General features: G+C 63.8%; 13 protein-coding genes. 10 read left to right on the top strand and 3 right to left on the bottom strand.

All coding sequences use genetic code 11. The features are described 5' to 3' along the window. The first annotated feature begins 13 nt into the window (after nucleotides 1-13). From rlmH to DDE20_RS09820, 7 genes are all read left to right on the top strand, one after another. Nucleotides 14-484: a 23S rRNA (pseudouridine(1915)-N(3))-methyltransferase RlmH gene (rlmH, locus tag DDE20_RS09850; RefSeq protein WP_116558301.1), complete on the top strand. Its 471-nt coding sequence runs from the start codon at nucleotides 14-16 to the stop codon at nucleotides 482-484. Nucleotides 485-719: 235 nt separating this feature from the next. Then, complete coding sequence (gpmI, locus tag DDE20_RS09845) at nucleotides 720-2,267, top strand: 2,3-bisphosphoglycerate-independent phosphoglycerate mutase (protein WP_116558300.1); 1,548 nt, start codon at nucleotides 720-722, stop codon at nucleotides 2,265-2,267. A gap of 1 nt (nucleotide 2,268) precedes the next feature. Further along, nucleotides 2,269-3,429: a murein hydrolase activator EnvC family protein gene (locus tag DDE20_RS09840; RefSeq protein ID WP_116558299.1), complete on the top strand. Its 1,161-nt coding sequence runs from the start codon at nucleotides 2,269-2,271 to the stop codon at nucleotides 3,427-3,429. A 64-nt stretch (nucleotides 3,430-3,493) separates the two neighbouring features. Then, nucleotides 3,494-4,825 carry a S41 family peptidase gene (locus DDE20_RS09835; protein WP_116558298.1) on the top strand — a complete coding sequence of 444 codons (1,332 nt, stop codon included), beginning with the start codon at nucleotides 3,494-3,496 and terminating at the stop codon, nucleotides 4,823-4,825. 26 nt (nucleotides 4,826-4,851) lie between these two features. After that, nucleotides 4,852-5,355: an RNA pyrophosphohydrolase gene (locus tag DDE20_RS09830; RefSeq protein WP_116558372.1), complete on the top strand. Its 504-nt coding sequence runs from the start codon at nucleotides 4,852-4,854 to the stop codon at nucleotides 5,353-5,355. Between the two features lie 98 nt (nucleotides 5,356-5,453). Further along, a complete protein-coding gene (locus DDE20_RS09825; protein ID WP_116558297.1) occupies nucleotides 5,454-6,632 on the top strand; it encodes an MFS transporter in 1,179 nt (392 codons plus the stop codon). 111 nt (nucleotides 6,633-6,743) lie between these two features. After that, nucleotides 6,744-7,766: an aspartate-semialdehyde dehydrogenase gene (locus DDE20_RS09820; RefSeq protein WP_116558296.1), complete on the top strand. Its 1,023-nt coding sequence runs from the start codon at nucleotides 6,744-6,746 to the stop codon at nucleotides 7,764-7,766. Between the two features lie 59 nt (nucleotides 7,767-7,825). Here the strand turns inward: DDE20_RS09820 and DDE20_RS09815 are convergent, their stop codons facing one another. Continuing rightward, nucleotides 7,826-8,875 carry a hypothetical protein gene (locus DDE20_RS09815; protein ID WP_116558295.1) on the bottom strand — a complete coding sequence of 350 codons (1,050 nt, stop codon included), beginning with the start codon at nucleotides 8,873-8,875 and terminating at the stop codon, nucleotides 7,826-7,828. Nucleotides 8,876-9,049: 174 nt separating this feature from the next. On the opposite strand from DDE20_RS09815, the gene DDE20_RS09810 reads away from it, so the two are divergent. Genes DDE20_RS09810 through DDE20_RS09800 form a run of 3 tightly spaced genes read left to right on the top strand, consistent with a single transcriptional unit; the run spans nucleotide 9,050 to nucleotide 15,779 of the window. After that, a complete protein-coding gene (locus DDE20_RS09810) occupies nucleotides 9,050-9,694 on the top strand; it encodes a sulfotransferase family 2 domain-containing protein (protein WP_116558294.1) in 645 nt (214 codons plus the stop codon). 39 nt (nucleotides 9,695-9,733) lie between these two features. Then, nucleotides 9,734-11,521: a glycosyltransferase family 2 protein gene (locus DDE20_RS09805; RefSeq protein ID WP_116558293.1), complete on the top strand. Its 1,788-nt coding sequence runs from the start codon at nucleotides 9,734-9,736 to the stop codon at nucleotides 11,519-11,521. Between the two features lie 55 nt (nucleotides 11,522-11,576). Further along, nucleotides 11,577-15,779, top strand: coding sequence for a glycosyltransferase family 2 protein (locus DDE20_RS09800; RefSeq protein ID WP_133240338.1), 4,203 nt, complete (start codon nucleotides 11,577-11,579; stop codon nucleotides 15,777-15,779). On the opposite strand, the gene DDE20_RS09795 is transcribed toward DDE20_RS09800, so the two are convergent. After that, nucleotides 15,707-17,212, bottom strand: coding sequence for a glycosyltransferase (locus DDE20_RS09795; RefSeq protein WP_116558291.1), 1,506 nt, complete (start codon nucleotides 17,210-17,212; stop codon nucleotides 15,707-15,709). The two genes, DDE20_RS09800 and DDE20_RS09795, sit on opposite strands and share 73 nt — an antisense overlap. Continuing rightward, on the bottom strand, nucleotides 17,209-17,862 hold the full coding sequence (locus DDE20_RS09790; RefSeq protein ID WP_116558290.1) for an ABC transporter ATP-binding protein: 654 nt from the start codon (nucleotides 17,860-17,862) through the stop codon (nucleotides 17,209-17,211). Before DDE20_RS09790 ends, DDE20_RS09795 begins: the two co-directional genes overlap by 4 nt. Nucleotides 17,863-17,871: the final 9 nt, after the last annotated feature.

The raw sequence follows: 17,871 nt of genomic DNA, 5'->3' as shown, positions 1-17,871 counted from the left end.
AGGGGCGCGGGCGATGCGGGTGCATCTTTGCGCGGTGGGGCGGATCAGGTCCAGCCCCGAGCGCGAGTTGATCGATGATTATCTGAAACGGTTTGATCGCAGCGGGCGGGCGTTAAGCCTTGGGCCCGTGCGCGAGCATGAAGTGGAAGACAAGCGTGGTGGCGGCATGGAGGCCGAAGCCGCGCTGTTGGCGCGTGCCTGCCCCACCGGCGCGCTGCGGGTGGTGATGGACGAGCGCGGCGCGCAGATGTCCTCGCCCGAGTTCGCCCGCAAGCTGGCGCAATGGCGCGATCAGGGGGCGCAGGATCTGGCGTTCTTTATCGGCGGTGCGGATGGTCTGGCGCCGGATCTGCGCGGGCAGGCAGATGCCGCGGTGTCCTTTGGCGCGATGGTCTGGCCGCATGCTCTGGTGCGGGTGATGCTGGCCGAGCAACTCTACCGTGCGGCGACAATACTGGCAGGCGGCCCGTATCACCGCGCGTGATTTCCGACGGTATATCCAACAGAACAAGGGCAGCGCGGTCACGCGGGGCAAAGCGGAGCGCCGCCCCGAGGGGGCGTGACGGCGCTGCCCGGTGGTGCCACCGGGCGGGGCTTTTTGCCTGCGTTCCGCCATGCACTGTGACCATCTCCCCGCCATTCTCCGCCACCGTCGCAAATCCCGCCATTGCCCCCCGCTTTCGCAATGCGTAGATAAGCGCCAAGGAACGGAGGCTTCTATGACCAGCGATGAAACCGGCCAGAACACGGGCGCGAAACCCGTGGTGTTGTGTATCCTCGATGGCTGGGGGATCAGCGCCGAAACCGCAGGCAATGCCGTCGCGCTGGCCGAGACGCCGAATTTCGACCGGATCATGGCCAGCTCTCCGAATGCCACGCTGATCACCCATGGGCCGGATGTCGGACTGCCGACCGGCCAGATGGGCAACTCCGAGGTCGGCCACACCAATATCGGCGCCGGCCGTGTGGTGGCGATGGATCTCGGGCAGATTGATCTCGCGGTCGAGGATGGCTCCTTTGCTACCAACAGCGCGCTGCTAGAGTTCATCGCGCGGCTACAGGAAACCAACGGCACGGCGCATCTGATGGGCGTGGTCTCGGATGGCGGGGTGCACGGGCATATCACCCATCTCAAGGCGGCGGTGCGGGCGATCACCGAGGCGGGTATCAAGGTGGTGATCCATGCGATCACTGATGGCCGCGATGTGGCGCCCAGTTCGGCGCAGGGCTTCATTGCCGATCTGATGGCCGATCTGCCGGCCAAAGCGCGGATCGGCACCGTCATCGGGCGCTATTGGGCGATGGACCGCGATTCGCGTTGGGACCGTGTCGAGCGCGCCTATAAAGCGATGGTGCGCGGCGAGGGCGAGAAAGCGCCCGACGCCCGCCTTGCCGTGGCGCAGGCCTATGAGGCGGGCGAGACCGATGAATTCATCCCGCCCACGGTGGTTGGCGATTTCGCCGGCGCGCGCGGTGGTGACGGGTTTTTCTGCCTGAACTTCCGCGCCGACCGCGCCCGCGAAATCCTTGCGGCGCTTGGCGCACCCTCGTTCAACGGGTTTGAAATCCGCCATCAGGTGGAATGGGCGATGATGCTGGGCATGGTCGAATATTCCACCGCGCATAAGGCGTTCATGAAGACCGCCTTTCCCAAGCGGTTGATCAAGAACACCCTCGGGCATTGGGTGGCGGCAAAGGGGCTGAGCCAGTTCCGCCTCGCCGAGACCGAGAAATATCCGCATGTGACGTTTTTCCTCAACGGCGGTGTCGAAGTGCCCGAGGAGGGCGAAGATCGCTCGATGCCCTCCAGCCCCAAGGTCGCGACCTATGACTTGGCGCCCGAGATGTCCTCGGCTGAGGTCACCGACAAGTTCGTCGCCGCCATCGGGCGTGGCTATGACCTGATCGTGGTGAATTACGCCAATCCCGACATGGTCGGACATACCGGCGTCGTCGAGGCCGGTGTCAAAGCGGTTGAAGCCGTCGATGCAGGACTGGGCCGTGTGCTTGAGGCACTGAAAGCGGCGGGCGGCGCGATGCTGCTGACCGCCGATCACGGCAATTGCGAGACGATGATCGACCCCGAAACCGGCGGGCCGCATACCGCGCATACCACCAATCCGGTGCCGGTGGCGCTGATTGGAGTGTCTGGCGCAGCGGGTCTCAGGGACGGGCGTTTGGCCGATGTGGCGCCGACGCTACTCGAGATGATGGGCGTGGCGAAACCCGCGGAAATGACAGGCCAAAGCCTGATCCGGTGGGGCTAGAATGCATGTCGCGCGCCGCTTTGCGCAGGTCTTGGCGCTGATCACCGGACTGGGCGCGGGGATTTGCGCGACTCCGGCGCTGGCCGATCCCGCGCAGACCGCCCGTGATGCGGCTCTCTCCTTGCTCAGCGCGATTGACGGGCTGGCCGAGGCGCGCGAGGCCGACAATCAGGTCGCGGCGCTGACCGGTGCGATCCGTGCGCATGAAAACGGCTTGATGGCGCTGCGTGCGGGTCTGCGCGACGCGACGCTGCGGCTGGTGACGATCAACCGCCTGTTCGAGCGCCAGCAAGAACAGGTCTCACGATTGCTGGGCGCGATGATGTCCGCCGAGCGGGTCGAAGGACCGGCGATGCTGGTGCATCCGCAAGGGCCATTGGCGACCGCGCGGGCGGGGATGATGATGGCGGATCTGGCGCCCGCGATGCAGGCGCAGGCGGCGCGCATCGGCCAGTTTGCCCGTGAACTTGAGGAATTGCGCGCGCTGCGTCAGGTGGCGATTGAAACGCTGGATGCTGGGCTGATCAGCCTGCAAAACGCGCGTTCGGAACTCTCGCAAGCGATGGCCGACCGCCGGGATCTGCCGCCGCGCGTGGGTGACGATGAGGCGCGCATGCTGACGCTGCTGGAATCGGTGACCACGCTGGAAGAACTGGCGCGCGGGCTGGCGGAGCGTCCGGCGGGGCTCTCGGCCAATCTGCCGGTCTTTGCTGCCGCCCGTGGTCGCCTGCCGATGCCGGTGGTTGGCACCGTTTTGCACCGCGCGGGCGAGGAAGATGCCGCCGGTATCACCCGCCCCGGTGTGGTCTTGGCCACCGAGCCGGGCGCGCTGGTGGTCTCGCCCTGGCATGGCACGGTGCGCTATCGCGGGCCGCTCTTGGATTACGGCAATGTCGTGCTGATCGAGCCGGGCGAGGGCTGGCTGATCGTGCTGGCGGGGCTGGATACAGTCTATCCGCGCGCCGGTGAAATCCTCGCGCAGGGTGACGCGCTGGGCCTGATGCCGGGCGCGCAACCGGCGGGTCCGAACGCCACCGCCGAATCAATTGACGAGTTTGTGCGCCCCGACCCTGTAGCGGCGCGCAACGAAACGCTGTATCTGGAACTCAGAGAAAACGGGCAGGCCATTGACCCCGCTGACTGGTTCGATTTGAGTGGGTAGGGCCGAAACAGGGAAAACGCCGGATCCGCGATAGCGTGATGATCCGCCGATACGGGAAACGATGATGAAAAAATATTTGGTGGCGGTCTGTGCGGGCATTCTGAGCGGCGCACTGGTCACGACGCAATGGGTCGGGCCTTTGTTGGCGCAAGAACAAGAGGCAGAAACCACCATCTATGAGCAGCTGGACCTGTTCGGCGATGTTTTCGAGCGGATTCGCGGGCAATATGTGACCGAGACCGACACCGGCGAACTCATCGACGCGGCGATCAACGGCATGCTGAATTCGCTCGATCCGCATTCCAGCTATCTGCCGCCCGATGATTTTGAGGATATGCGGGTCCAGACCCGTGGCGCCTTTGGCGGTCTTGGGATCGAGATCACCCAGCAAGAGGGCTTTGTGCGCGTCGTCACCCCGATTGACGACACCCCCGCCTTCCACGCCGGGGTGCAGCCGGGCGACCTGATCACTGCCGTTGACGGCGTGTCGCTGCGCGGTCTCATGCTGCCCGATGCGGTCGATCTGATGCGCGGGCCGGTGGGTTCGGAAATCATCATCACCGTGCTGCGCGAGGGTGTCGCCGAACCCTTCGATCTGTCGATCATCCGCGACACCATCCAGATCCGCGCGGTGCGCACCCGTATCGAGGGCAATACCGTGGTTCTGCGGGTTACCACCTTCAACGAACAGACCTATGACACGATGGCCACGCAACTGGCCGAAGCCATCGAGGAACTCGGCGGGATCGAGCAATTGCGCGGCGTGGTGCTGGATTTGCGCAACAACCCCGGCGGGCTGTTGTTGCAGGCGGTCAGCGTCTCGGATGCCTTCCTTGAGCAGGGCGAGATCGTCTCGACCCGTGGCCGCAACGAGGCCGATATCGAGCGCCATAATGCCACTGCTGGCGATCTGATCGAGGGCCGCCCGATGGTGGTGCTGATCAACGGCGGCTCGGCCTCGGCGTCCGAGATCGTTGCCGGTGCGCTGCAAGACCACAACCGCGCGGTGATTGTCGGCGAGCGCAGCTTTGGCAAAGGCTCGGTGCAATTGCTGATCCCGCTGCGTGGCAACGGCGCGATGCGGCTGACCACGGCGCTTTATTACACGCCTTCGGGCCGCTCGATCCAGGCGCTGGGCGTGGCCCCCGATATCGTCGTGCACGCACCGCGCCGCGATGACGAGGCGGCTGCCCCCGAAGAAGACGCGCGTCCGCTGCGGACCGAGAGCTCGCTGCGCGGGTCGCTGACCAACGAGAATATCTCGGATGAAGAGCGCCGCCTGATGGAAGAGGAAGAGCGTGCCGCCGAAGAGGTCGCACAACTCCGGCTCGAGGATTACCAACTGGCCTATGCGCTGGATATCCTGCGCGGTCTGTCGGCGATGAACGGGCGCTAAGGGTGGCCGAGGTGAGCGACAAACCGCTGTCCCCCGAGGCGATCGCGGCGCTGCCCTACCGGCCCAATGTCGGGATCATGCTGATCAATGGCGAGGGGTTGATCTTTGCCGCGCAACGGCTGGATGCGCCGAAACTTTTCGGGCATCCGGTCGAGGCTTGGCAAATGCCGCAGGGCGGGATTGACGCGGGCGAAGACCCGCGTGGTGCGGCGCTGCGCGAGTTGGAGGAGGAGACCGGCGTCTCGCCTGCCTTGGTGCAGATGATCGGGGAAACCCCTGATTGGCTGACCTATGACCTGCCGCAAGATGTGGTCGGGCGGATCTGGAAAGGCCGGTTTCGCGGGCAAAAACAGAAGTGGTTCCTGCTGCGCTATCTGGGCCGCGACGACCAGATCGACCTTGAGCGCGAGCATCCCGAGTTCAGCGATTGGCGCTGGATTTCGGCCGACGAGATGATCGAGGCCATCGTGCCCTTCAAACGCGAGATTTACCGGCAGGTGGTCGAGATTTTCCGCCCGCATCTGGCCTGATCGCCGTTTTTCACGCGCTCCATCGCCGGTTGCGATCCGCACTGGACCTCGCAGGGCGGATGGGCAATGTTTCACCTATGTAGCAACACAGGTGCGCGATGAAACTCGGTATTTTCTTTCTGGTCATCGCCTATGTGCTCAGCCAATTCTACCGCGCGTTTCTGGCGGTGCTCAGTCCGGTGCTGGGCACCGAGATCGGCGCGATGCCCAATGATCTGGCGCTCTCGTCGGGCCTGTGGTTTCTGACCTTCGCGGCGATGCAAATTCCGATTGGCTGGGCGCTCGATACGCTGGGGCCACGGCGCACGGCGGCGTGGATCCTGGGCGTCGCGGGCGGTGGCGGCGCGGCGGTGTTTGCGCTGGCACAGGCACCGATACATCTGCATATCGCCATGGCGCTGATCGGCATCGGTTGTTCGCCGGTGCTGATGGCAAGCTATTACATTTTCGGGCGGATTTATTCGGCGCGGGCCTTTGCCACGCTGGCCGGCGCGGTGATCGGCTTTGGCACTCTGGGCAATCTGGCGGGCGCATGGCCGCTGGCCTTTGCCGCCGAGACCTTTGGCTGGCGCCAGACTGTCGGTGCCTTGGCGTTGGTCACACTGCTGGTCGCACTTGCGGTGGCAGTCTTTGTGAAAGACCCGCCGCAGGTTGAGGATAGCGGCGCTGGAAAAGGCTCGCTGCTGGATATCTTCAAAATCCGCGCGCTCTGGCTGATTTTTCCGCTGATGGCGGTCAGCTATCTGCCCGCGGCGGGGATGCGCGGGCTTTGGGCGGGGCCGTATTTCGCTGATGTCTACGGGGCGGATGCAATCACCATCGGCTGGGTGACGCTGGCGATGGCGCTGGCGATGGTCGCGGGGGCCTTTGTCTATGGGCCGCTGGACCGGCTGTTTGGCACCCGCAAATGGGTGGTGCTGACGGGCAATGCTTTGGGGATGCTCTGCATGTTCGCGCTCTGGTGGCTGCCGACGGCGGGCTACGGGTTTGCGGTGCTGATGCTGGTTGGCGTCGGGCTCTTCGGCTCGTCCTACCCGCTGATGATGGCCCATGGCCGCAGCTTTTTCCCGCCGCATCTGCTGGGCCGCGGGGTGACGATGATGAACCTGTTTTCCATCGGCGGGGTTGGTGTGTTGCAGACCCTCTCGGCGCGGGTGCATGGATCGGTGGCGCCACAGCCGCCCGAAGCGCCCTATCAGGCGATCTTTGCGATGTTCGGCGGCTTGCTGCTTTTGGGTGTGGTGATCTATGCCTTCGCGCAAGACCGGACCGATTGAGCGGCATTTGGTCCGGATTTGAGTATTTTTGGCAAGATGAAGGCGCAAAGGCTTTTAAAGAGCTGCGGTTTCGCGTAGGTCCGCGCCTGTCCGAACTCTAAGGAGATAATGATGGGCTATCGAGTCGCTGTAGTTGGTGCCACGGGTAACGTGGGCCATGAAATGCTGAAAATTCTGGCTGAGCGGGAATTCCCGATCGACGAAATCGTCGCTCTGGCGTCGCGCCGCAGCCTCGGGACTGAGGTCAGCTTTGGCGATAAGACCCTCAAATGCAAAGATCTCGAGCAGTTCGATTTCACCGGCTGGGACATCGCCTTGTTTGCCATCGGCTCCGAGGCCACCAAGGTCTACGCGCCGAAAGCTGCAGCAACGGGCTGTGTGGTGATCGATAACTCGTCGCTCTACCGCTATGACCCCGATGTGCCCTTGGTGGTGCCGGAAGTGAACGCCGAGGCGGTCGACGGCTACACCAAGAAGAACATCATCGCGAACCCGAACTGTTCGACGGCGCAGATGGTTGTGGCGCTCAAGCCGCTGCATGACCGCGCGCGGATCAAGCGGGTGGTGGTCAGCACCTATCAGTCGGTCTCGGGTACCGGCAAAGAGGGGATCGACGAGCTGTGGAACCAGACCAAGGGCGTGTTTGTCCCCGGTCAGGAGGTCGCGCCTTCGGTCTATCCCAAGCAGATCGCCTTCAACGTGATCCCGCATATCGACGTCTTCCTTGACGATGGTTCGACCAAAGAAGAATGGAAGATGGTCGCCGAGACCAAGAAGATCATGGACCCGAAGATCAAGGTCACCGCGACCTGCGTGCGGGTGCCGGTCTTTGTCGGCCACTCCGAGGCGATCAACATCGAGTTCGAGGACTTCCTCGCCGAGGATGAAGCCCGCGATATCCTGCGCGAAGCACCGGGGATTCTGGTCGTCGACAAGCGCGAGGACGGTGGCTATGTGACGCCGATTGAAAGCGTTGGCGAATACGCGACCTATATCAGCCGCATCCGTCAGGATTCGACGATCGAGAACGGCATCAACCTGTGGTGCGTGTCCGACAACCTGCGCAAGGGCGCGGCGTTGAACGCGGTGCAGGTCGCCGAGGTTCTGGGCCAGCGCTGCCTGAAAAAAGGCTAAGCCGGATCAGGTTTCGCGATAGGTTTAAAAGGCGCCCCGCAACGGGCGCCTTTTTGCTGTCAGCCCGTTGCAATGGCAGCCTCGAGCACTTTGCGCAGATCATCGGGCTTGGCCTGCGGCAGTAACCAGTCACGCAGCGCGGCGCGGATCGTGTTGTCCTCGGGCGTGGCAATATCCGGCGTGGGCATCCCGAGCGGATGGCGCTTGCCCGCCTCGCTTTTGTTAAAGAACGCAATCGCCGCGGCATGGTTCTGGCGCAGCAACTCGGCAATCAACGCGGGCGGCGGGGTCAGTTTGGGCAGGTCTTGCAGCGCCGGCGCTGCGGCGAGACGGCGGACCAAAAGCAGGCGCCGCCGGATCAGCTCGCTGTCGTCGCCGGTCGCAAAGCGCACAAAGGCTTCATTCGCTGCCAGCAGCCAGAGGGTCGCCGGGGCGCAGAGGCTCTCGTTGGCCGTCGCCACCGCTGTCGGCATGACCACCTCCCGCCCGAGCACCGCCCCAATCTGAGCCGCGAGATCGGCAATCAGATCGCCGCCGATAAACGCCTTGCGGTGAAACCCGCGCATGATCACCCGCTCAGGGCCCAGCAGCTTGCGATAGCGCTGCACGATCTTATGCCAATGCGAGATGGTCAGATGCGGCAGCGGCAGATCGGCAAACCGGTCGCCGTCGCGAATACGTTGATCGAGGGTCGAGCGATACTGATCCACCGGATCGCGGATATAGACCAGAATATGCACCTCGGAGAATAGCGGCTCCAGCACCTCCAGCACCTTTGGCACCGCGCCGATATTCAAAAAGGCCTCGCTCGAGAGGACGGTCAATTCGGGCCGCTGCACAGAGAGGTCGCGGGCCAGCTGCGCCCAGACCTGCAGGCTCCAGTCGCGGGCTTGTTGACGGTCGGTGAAATGCAACCTTTCGCGCGGTCGCAGGGGGCGTTCATCGGTTTTGAAGCGATTGGCGAGGGTCAGCGGCGGCGGTCCTTTGTCGGAGGGCGCCGTCCATGCCATCACCCCCTGTTCGCGCAGGGTTTGAGCATTGACGATCAATGCCGACTGGATCGAGGACGAGCCCGCTTTGGGGGCGCCAATATGCAGTAACAATCTCATCGCCGCCCCGTTTCCTGCCCTGACAAAACGCGTTTTTCACCGGCAAAGATGCGCATCCCGCGTGACTTTCGTCAAGTTATGCGCGAGTGTTGGTTGGTAAATACAACCTAAAGGCGCTAAGGGCGGCAAGGTTAATGTGGTCAAACGTGGCTAAGATGAGGGTTTGAACCGGCTATGGCCGTCATTCTGGATCAACACCAACTGGCCTATTTCGCGGTGCCCAAAACCGCCTGCACCTCGATCAAAACCATGTTTTTCGAGATCGAGAACGGCTTTGCGTTCCATGATTTCCGCGCCAGCGGGCGCTATTGGTGGATTCACCATTTCTATAAAACCCTGCTCTTTGAGCGGCAAAACCACGCGCGGATTGCCAATCACCACCGGATTGCCGTGGTGCGCGATCCGATCCAGCGGCTGCTGTCGTGCTATAGCAACCGTGTGCTGCATCATAAGGAGCTGTCGCAAGCCAATGCGCAGGCGCAATTGCGCGGCACCGGTCTGCCATTCGATCCCAGTCTGCGCAGCTTTGTGAGCAACCTGCGCGGCTATATGGCGGCGGTGGAAAGCATCAATCACCACGCGCGGCCGATGGTCGATTATCTGGGCCGTGACACTGGATATTTCGCGCGGCTGTACCGGATGAGCGAGCTTGACGCTTTCGTCGCCGATGTCAGCGCCGCCACCGGCACGCTGGTGGGTTTGCCGCGATTGCAGACCGGCGGGCCGAGGATCGAAGTGGACACACTGTCGAAAGAAGTCGTGACCATGTTGCGGGAGTTCTATGCCGAGGATTACGAGGTTTTCGCCGGATTTCTGTGATTCGGGGGAGACTCCGGCATCACCCAAGGGGGCAAATGCATGTCGCGCCAGACACCAGCAATCACGGTGATCGTGCCGGTCTGGAATGTCGCCGCAGAGGTGGGCGCGGCGATCGCCAGTCTGCGGACGCAGCAGTTCACCGATTTCGAGGTGCTGGTCATTGATGACGGCTCCACCGACGGTTCGGGGCAGATCGCGCAGGCGGCCGCGGCGGGGGATGGGCGGTTCCGGCTGATCCGGCAAGAGAACGCGGGTCTCTCGGCGGCGCGCAATCGCGGTCTCGACGCAGCGCAGGGCGCGTTTGTCGCCTTTCTGGATGGCGATGATGCGCTCGATCCTGCGTTTCTGGCCGAGCTTTATGCAGCGCTCACCCGCGAGGGCACCGATTGGGCGGCTTGTGGGCTGGCATTCCGCTATCCCGATGGCGCGATGATCCCGCATCCGGCGCTGCATCACGCGGAGGGTGCCGAGCCTGCCAGTGACTGCCTTCACCTCAAGGATGCCTGCGACGCAGCGCGGGTCTTTCCCTCGGCGTGGAACAAATTATACCGCAGCGCGGCAATCGGCGATCTGCGCTTTCCGCATGGGTTATGGTTCGAGGATCACCCGTTTTTCTGGGCCCTCGCCGCGCGCAGCCCGCGCTTAGCCTATATCTCCGCGCCGCTATACCACCACCGCCGCGACCGCCCCGCACAGATCACCGGCAGCGATAGCGAGCGGGTGTTCGATCAGTTCATCGTGCTGGACAAGGTGCGGGCGTTGATCAATGCGGGCGGGTTCACCCGTAAAGATGAGGGGTTCGCGCGACTGGCCACACGGTTGCTGCATGAGCGCGCTTTGGTGATCAAAAACCGCCCCCGCCGCGCGCGGTTCCTTGCAGCGGCGGCAGAGGCCTTCGCGCGCTGGGGGATCTCGTTCTCGCCTGCCGGTGATCCCTCGATCAGCCTCGGCTTCGGGGTGGCGATGGGGGGCGAACTGCCGCTCTCGGTGGTGCTGTTGAATGACCCGTCCGACCCTTCTGCCGTGACGCGCAGGCTGGACGCATTGCAGGCGCAGAGCATGGCAGATTTCGACGTGCATCTGCTGCAAACCGGTGCTGAGGTGGCGGTGTGTCCCGAGGGGCTAGAGGTCACCCGTCACGCTTCGCCCGACGCGCTGCTAGAGGCGCTACGGGGGCGCTATGTGATGATCTTTGCGGCGGGTGAGAGGACGATGCCCGAGGCGCTGACGCAACTGGTCAATCTGGCGCTGCATGAGGGTGCGGGCACGGTGGTTGGCGGGTTTATGCGCGATACCAAAGGGTATCATGATGGCTGGACAGACAACCGTTTGGTATCGGATCACGCTGGCGGTGTCCTGAGCCCTGCGCAGGTGCTGCGGCTCTATCCGGCGCTGGGCAACCGGATCATTCATCGCGCGCTGATCACCCACGATATGCTGCAACATCTGGCAGATGGCTCCGCAGCGAGGCTGCAGGCTTTCGTCTTCGAGACCGCGCTGGCCGCAACGCATGTTGTCATCACCGATCAGCCGGTCGCATATATTCCGGACCAGCCGCACGCACTGCCCGGCCTGACCGGAATTCTCGACGCGGTGCAGGCGCCGAACGGGGAAAACCTCGCGGCATTGCCCGAGGGCTGGCGCGGTATGGTGTTTCTACGGCTCACCGGCCTGCAGCCTCGGAACCCACCTTGGCGATGGCTCTGGGCGCTGGCGTTGATGGCAAGCGCTGGCCTCTGGTCCGCTGATGCTGCCACCCAACCAGACCCCGAAACCCCACGCTGGCTGCGCGCCTGTCTCCGGCGCTGGCCATGGCGCCGAGGCTGAGCCCAACCGCCTGCCCGCAACCATATACCGCAGCAATTTTAAAGGCCTCGCCATCTTGTCAATCAAATCCAAATTGCTCGAATTTCACATCTCGGCGGGCGCGCGCCTGAGCTGCACCGCCGATTTTCTGAACGGCGATGTGCTGAATATTGATTTCTATGATGCTGGGCGCACCACGATCCCTTTCCACCTGTCACTGCGGCGTGATGAACATCTGGTGGTCCTTAATCGCCGCGAACTCTTGGGTTGGCGACGCGAGATTCCGATCCATTTCGAGTTTGCGCCGCGCGCCATTGCAGTGGACATCCGCTTCAAACTTGGCCGCGTGGAGCTGCGCGTCGACCGCCAAAGCCTTGGCAGTTTCGACGCGCTTCCGCGGCCCGCAAAAGGCGGCCGACTGGGGCTGCGGCGCGGCTTTCCGCATCTGTCGCGGATCGCTGCTGTCGGATTTGAGGGGGCAATGAAACCCGGCAGCCTGCTGCTCACCTGCCCGAAACTGCCGCTGCCCGCTGCGGATATGCCGCTGCTGAATGACGCGCTGGAACTCATGCTGGGCGGGTTCACGCAGGCGGCGCAGGCAGGGATGCGTGCCGCCTATGTGCAGGTCGAGGGGCTGGCCGATCCCATCCCCGCGACTCTGCGCGCTCTGCCCTATGCGCTGGGCGGCAAGGACACGCGCGCCCATGCATTGACGGCGGTGCTCCCCGGTCGCATCTGGCGGGGTGGTGCAAACTCCCTGCAGTTAACCTTGATGCGCGAGGCTGGCGCTAAGCTCGCCACACTGCGGATCACCCGCGATGAGGTGCTTGTGCGGATCGAGCGTATCGCCGCATCCGGCGGGCTGGAGGCCGATGACCGCGCCGCGTTGCAAGCGATCGAACATGCCCATCACGCCGCGCTTTTGCCGGACCTGAGCCGCAAGGCGCGCGAGGGGCTGGGCGCTGTTGCCGAGCGGTTCAAGCTGACCGACTACCTATTGGCCGGTGCTGCACAGGCGACCTCCACCACGCCGCCCGCCGCGACAGCGCCGAATCCCGTTGACGCAGCGCGCGACGCTTTCACACAGGCGATGCGTCAAGCGCCAGAGGGCGATCCAGTGGCGCTGCTGCGCAGGATCATAGCCGCGCGCGCTCTATCCCCGCCGAACCTTGATCTATTGTTGCTCTCGCTGGTTGAATGGTTCTGCATTCACGGCGGCGTCTATCACTTGGCGCAGCTTCGTCGCGATCTGGGATGCAAGGACCTGCCAGAGCCTGTGGCGGGCGGCGCATGGCATCTCTCGTCGGTATTGCCGCTCTATTACGCAGAGGGTCGATTTGCCGAGATCGCACAGGCGTTGCAGATCCTCACGCCGCCCAATGGCGAGTGGATCGTCACGCCCGCCTTGGGGTGGATCGCCCGTCAAATCGCCGTATCGACGCCCGATTTGCAGGGCGGATTCCTGCCCTTTGCCCCACGCCATGCGATTCTACAGGCCCTCTGCGCATGGGCTGATGCGCGCGCGCCGCTCTATTGGGAGCGCACGCAATGTCGGCAATTGATCAAAGGCATGGTTGCGCTTTTGGCACATAGTCAGAGCTTCGCGCGCAGCCAACGCCTGACGCTGATATGGATGTTGGCGCGGGTCTACGGGTTGTCGCCGGTGTTCTGGCGTGAGGTCGCTCGGGTGCCGGATGGCCTTCCCTTGCCGCCGGTTCTGCAAGCGGCGGGCGACGGTTTTGCTGCGTTGCACAAGGCTTTGGCGGGCAGCGCACCTTTGGATCAGGCCGGACGGCAGGCGCTGCTACCGCATCTGGACTGTTTCCAGACGCTGGGCGCGGCAGACTACCTGCGGTTCCGGCGCGATCTCTTGGGGCCATCGGGGCAACTGCTGGCCGAGGATGCGCTGCCCGATGCCTGCGGCAGTCTGGCCAGCGGGCTTGACCTAGACGAAGCACTTCTGCGCCATCTGGTCTTCCCCCGCGTCGCCCCGCTTCCCGAGGATCACCTGCACCGGCAGGCCGAGCATTTGCGGCGCGGCGTTGCGGCGGCCTATGTGCAAGTGCCCCGCGCCGCGTTTCGGGATGCCGAGGCCGCGGCACTGGCCGAGGCGGCAGCGCTTTTGCGTCACCCCGATCCGGCGCGCATGACCCGGTTGCAGCAGCTTCTGGTGCCGCTGACGAGTGCTCCGGCGCGGTTTGTCGGCCTCGGGTTGGGTCTGAACCTCACGCGCGGATTGCTGGCGCAACAGCGCGAGGATGAGGCGGCCACGCTGGTGGCGCATGGCTTGGCGATCTGCGCCGCGCTGACCGATCCGCATGAGCATCTGGCGCTGCTCAGGTCCACCGCTCCGGCACAGGCGCTCGCTGCCCTGCAGGCCGATCACCCCGAACATCCGCTCACCCGAAGTGCGCTGGCGGCGTTGTCCAGCCGTTTGCGGGCCGGTATCGCCGCGCCGGTCGCGGACCAGACCGCCGATCTGCGCGCCAAGTCCAATCCGCTGTTTGACGCGGTGGTCTGCATCTACACCTGCCAGCGCAATCTGCCGACGCGGGTGGCGACGATCCGTGAGACATGGCTGCAAGAACTCACGGCGCTGGGCGTGCCGTGGTTGATCTTTGTCGGCGGCGGCGATGGTGGCGGTGGGCGGCGCGAGGGCGATGTGGTCTATCTGGATGCGCCCGACGACTACGAGGCGCTGCCGCAAAAGACCCTTGCAATGGTGGAATGGGTGCGCCGCCACACTGGGTTCGGGCATTTGTTCAAGGTTGATGACGATTGTTTTGTGCATGCCGAGGCGCTGTTCGGCGATCTGGCGCTGCAGAGTTTCGACTATTACGGGCGCACCCTGACCCGCCGCCGTGGCAGTATGGACCGCACTTGGCATATGGCGAAGTCACGCAGCGCGCGCGGACGGCTGGAGCTGGATAAATCCCCCGAACCCTCGCGCTATTGCGACGGCGGATCGGGCTATGCGCTGTCGCGGCGCGCGATGCTGGCGCTGGGCGAGGCCGCGCAAAGCGCCGCCGGTCGCGAGTTGATCCAATTGTCGTTTATGGAGGACAAGTTGGTCGGCGATCTGCTGGCGCTCAACGGGATTTCACCGGTGAGCGAGGAGTATCGCACCTGCCTTTTGCGCCGCAGCACACCGGACGGGCCGCTGTTGGCGCGCTGGGACAACGGGCTGCTGCCCTTCGCCAATTCCGGCATCAAACTGGCGCATCTTGACGGCGCCGAGCGGCAGGCCGAGGTGCTCGAAGCCAGTCGCAAGCCATGGCCCAAGGCTGCCAAGATCTGGCCGAGCTATCAACCGGCGCAACTGGGCTGGCGCAGCAACACGCTGGACCTGATGTCCACGCCCGAGACACTGGCGCAGGTGAATGAAGCCGAGGTCGCGGTGGTTGCCTGCCTGCGCAACGAGGTGTTCATTCTGCCGCAGTTTCTCGCGCATTATCGCGGGCTTGGGGTGCGCGGGTTTCTGATCGCGGACAACGGCTCGGATGACGGGAGTTTCGAGTTTCTGGCGGCACAGCCCGATGTCGCGCTCTTTGCCGTCGATACCGATTATCGCGCCTCGCATTACGGTGTCGCTTGGCAGCAGGCGCTATTGTCTAACTTTCGTGTGGGGCGTTGGAGCCTGGTGGCCGATGCCGATGAGTTCCTCTTCGCCTCGCTGGATCGCAATGACAATCTGCCCGAGATCACCCGCGGCTTTGATGCCGAAGGGGCGACGGCGGCGCGTATCTTCATGCTGGATATGTATCCGCAGGGGCCGCTGTCGGATGCGGATTTCGCCAGCGGTGATCCTTTCGCGCAAGCCGGTTTTGTTGACCGTGACCCGTTTCTAAAGGTCTGGGGCGGGCGCGGCCCGTTCAGCGACTCGCCGGTCTGGACCAGTGCCCTGCGGCATCGGTTGATCCCCGGATCGCGCGCGGATCTGTTTGTCGCGCAGAAATACGCGCTGTTGAAATATATGCCGTGGATGCGGCTCTCGGCGGGGTTGCATTTTGTCGCCAATCTCGATCTGGCGCAGCGCGAAGTGTTCTTTGCGCATTTCAAATACAACGCGGCATTTCACGCAAAGGCGCAGGCGGAAGTGGCGCGTAAACAGCATTTCAACAATGCCGAGGAATACCGAAAATACCTCGCGCTGGCCTCGGAAGGGCGCGATGTGGTCTATGATCCGGCACTCTCGCTGCGTTGGGATCAGGCGGAGTTCCTGCGCCGCCGTTTGTCTGCGCGCGGCGCGGGGTCGCGGGTGCGCAAGGTCTCGCGGTAGAGCGCGGTCAGCGCGTCCAGATGCGCCGCCATCGTCACCGGCGGCACCGCCTTGGCCCAATATTGCGCTTGCGTCACTTCCCCCGCCAGCACACGGGTCAGGGCACGGGCGAAATCCGCCTTGTCACCGGCGCGGAACTGGAGATCGGGGCAATTCCCCAACTCCTGCGCGCCGCCCAGATCCGAGGTCAGCAACGGGATGTGCCGCGCGTGCATCTCGATGCTGACCTGCGGCAGATTATCCTCCCAGAGCACCGGAACCACGCCCAGATCGACATCCTCCAGCAGGTCATCCAGCCCGTCATGGGTATAGCCGTCGATATGGCGCAGCGAGGCCAGTCTGGGTGTAAGTTCTGCCAGAAGGCGCATTGCTTCCGCGTCTCCGACCCGCGCGGCGACGGTCAGATGGACACGCGCGGCAAGGTCCGGCGGTATCGCAAAGAGCGCCTGCATCAGAAAGTAGAACCCTTTGTCGCGGCGCATATAGCCCAGATAGGCCAGCCGCAGCGTCCCGTCGGGCTGGGTGAACGTGGCGCGCGGCGTGGTCCGCTGCCATGCGTCAGCCTCTCGCGTGCCGATATAGAGGGTCTGTAGCTTGGCGGGGTCGATGCCGTGTTGCGCCGCGATTTGCTGCACCCGCTTCGAGACGCAGATCACCGCGTCGCAATTGTGGTTGATCAGCGCCACCATACGGGCTCGGCGATGTTGGAACAGGCTGCCGTCTGGAGGCACAGGGCTTGGCGGTATCTGACGCTGGCGCCGCCGCAGCAACCTGCGCGCCAAACGCCACGAAAACCCGAGGACGGGGCGAAAGAGCTTTTGATAGGCAAGGCTCTGCGGCCCCGCCCCGATCCGCGTCAAAGCGGTGCCGACGCCGTAGGCCAGCCTCACCGAGCGGGGATTGGCCGTGGCAGGCAGGCAAGTGACGCAGCGCGCGCCCTCGTCAAAATCGGTGCAGTTACGGCGCTCTTGAAGCCAGAGGTTCACCTGCGGACAAACCGGATAGTAATTGTGCAAAGACAGGACAAACCGCGTGTCCGGCCAGCGGGACCTGAGCGCCAGAACCTTCGCGGGCAGCCCTTCAAGGTTGTTGAAATGGATCACATCCCAAGGGCCGCTACGCTCGATGAAATCGGCGAATGCGGCCTCGGTGGCGGGGTGATCCAGTTGCGCCGCGCCGCCGAAATCCGCATGCGCGGGCGCCACCGGCCCCGCGTTGACCAGCGTATAGCGCGGGTTCGGCCCGGTGCTGATCTGCTCGATCCGTGGCGCGCGGTTGCGCAGATCATAGACCAGCCCCGAGGACAGAAACGCGGTCTTGAACCCGCCCCGCGCCGCCAGCCCGTCGATCAGATTGCGCTGGTAAATACTGACCCCGCCGCCACGGCCTTCGGGATCATGCGGGTCGGCCCAGTTGTAGTAGAGCACCCTCATGCCATATTGCGGTTATGCTGTTCGACCGCCTCGCTGAGATCGGCGAAATACGACAGCTTCCCGTCATGCAGCAACAGCGCTGCGTCACAAAACTCCTGCAATTCCGATAGGTTATGGCTAACCAGTATCGCGCTGGCGCTTTGCATACGGTCGCGGAACAAGGCGCTACTCTTGCGCCGGAAACGCGCGTCGCCGACCGCCGTAACCTCATCGACCAGATAGGTGTCAAAGGGGATACCCATGGAGATCCCGAAGGTCAGCCGCGATTTCATACCGGTGGAATAGGTGCGCAGCGGCATGTGGAAATGCGCCCCGATATCGCAAAACGCCTGCACGAAATCGGTGAGCTCATCGGTATCCACCCCGTAAACGCGGGCCAGAAACTTGGTGTTCTGCGCGCCGGTCAGATCGCGGTTGAAACTGCCGCCAAAGCCCACCGGCCATGAGACCGTGCCATCGCTCCAGATCGCGCCGGTGTCGGGGCGGATGGTGCCCGCGATCATCTGCAACAGCGTCGATTTGCCCGCGCCATTGCCCCCCAAGAGCGCCAGTGACTGACCGCTTGGCAGTGTCAGGGTGAGCGTGTTGATCACCGTGGCGAACTGCCGCCTGACCCAGAATCCCTTGCTGACATTATCGAACTGGATCATCGCGCAACC

Origin of the sequence: Pararhodobacter oceanensis (assembly GCF_003076755.1) — a bacterium.
Taxonomy (GTDB): Bacteria; Pseudomonadota; Alphaproteobacteria; order Rhodobacterales; family Rhodobacteraceae; genus Pararhodobacter; species Pararhodobacter oceanensis.
The sequence above is the reverse complement of the archived record's forward strand: the minus strand, read 5'-3'. Positions and strand labels throughout refer to the sequence as shown.

What these genes read in the sequence shown, in the direction of transcription:
- DDE20_RS09810 (WP_116558294.1), top strand. Translation starts at nt 9,050, where the DNA reads ATGGCCGTCATTCTGGATCAACACCAACTGGCCTATTTCGCGGTGCCC.
- rlmH (WP_116558301.1), top strand. Translation starts at nt 14, where the DNA reads ATGCGGGTGCATCTTTGCGCGGTGGGGCGGATCAGGTCCAGCCCCGAG.
- DDE20_RS09795 (WP_116558291.1), bottom strand. Translation starts at nt 17,212, where the DNA reads ATGAGGGTGCTCTACTACAACTGGGCCGACCCGCATGATCCCGAAGGC.
- DDE20_RS09835 (WP_116558298.1), top strand. Translation starts at nt 3,494, where the DNA reads ATGAAAAAATATTTGGTGGCGGTCTGTGCGGGCATTCTGAGCGGCGCA.
- gpmI (WP_116558300.1), top strand. Translation starts at nt 720, where the DNA reads ATGACCAGCGATGAAACCGGCCAGAACACGGGCGCGAAACCCGTGGTG.
- DDE20_RS09840 (WP_116558299.1), top strand. Translation starts at nt 2,269, where the DNA reads ATGCATGTCGCGCGCCGCTTTGCGCAGGTCTTGGCGCTGATCACCGGA.
- DDE20_RS09815 (WP_116558295.1), bottom strand. Translation starts at nt 8,875, where the DNA reads ATGAGATTGTTACTGCATATTGGCGCCCCCAAAGCGGGCTCGTCCTCG.
- DDE20_RS09820 (WP_116558296.1), top strand. Translation starts at nt 6,744, where the DNA reads ATGGGCTATCGAGTCGCTGTAGTTGGTGCCACGGGTAACGTGGGCCAT.
- DDE20_RS09825 (WP_116558297.1), top strand. Translation starts at nt 5,454, where the DNA reads ATGAAACTCGGTATTTTCTTTCTGGTCATCGCCTATGTGCTCAGCCAA.
- DDE20_RS09790 (WP_116558290.1), bottom strand. Translation starts at nt 17,862, where the DNA reads ATGATCCAGTTCGATAATGTCAGCAAGGGATTCTGGGTCAGGCGGCAG.
- DDE20_RS09805 (WP_116558293.1), top strand. Translation starts at nt 9,734, where the DNA reads ATGTCGCGCCAGACACCAGCAATCACGGTGATCGTGCCGGTCTGGAAT.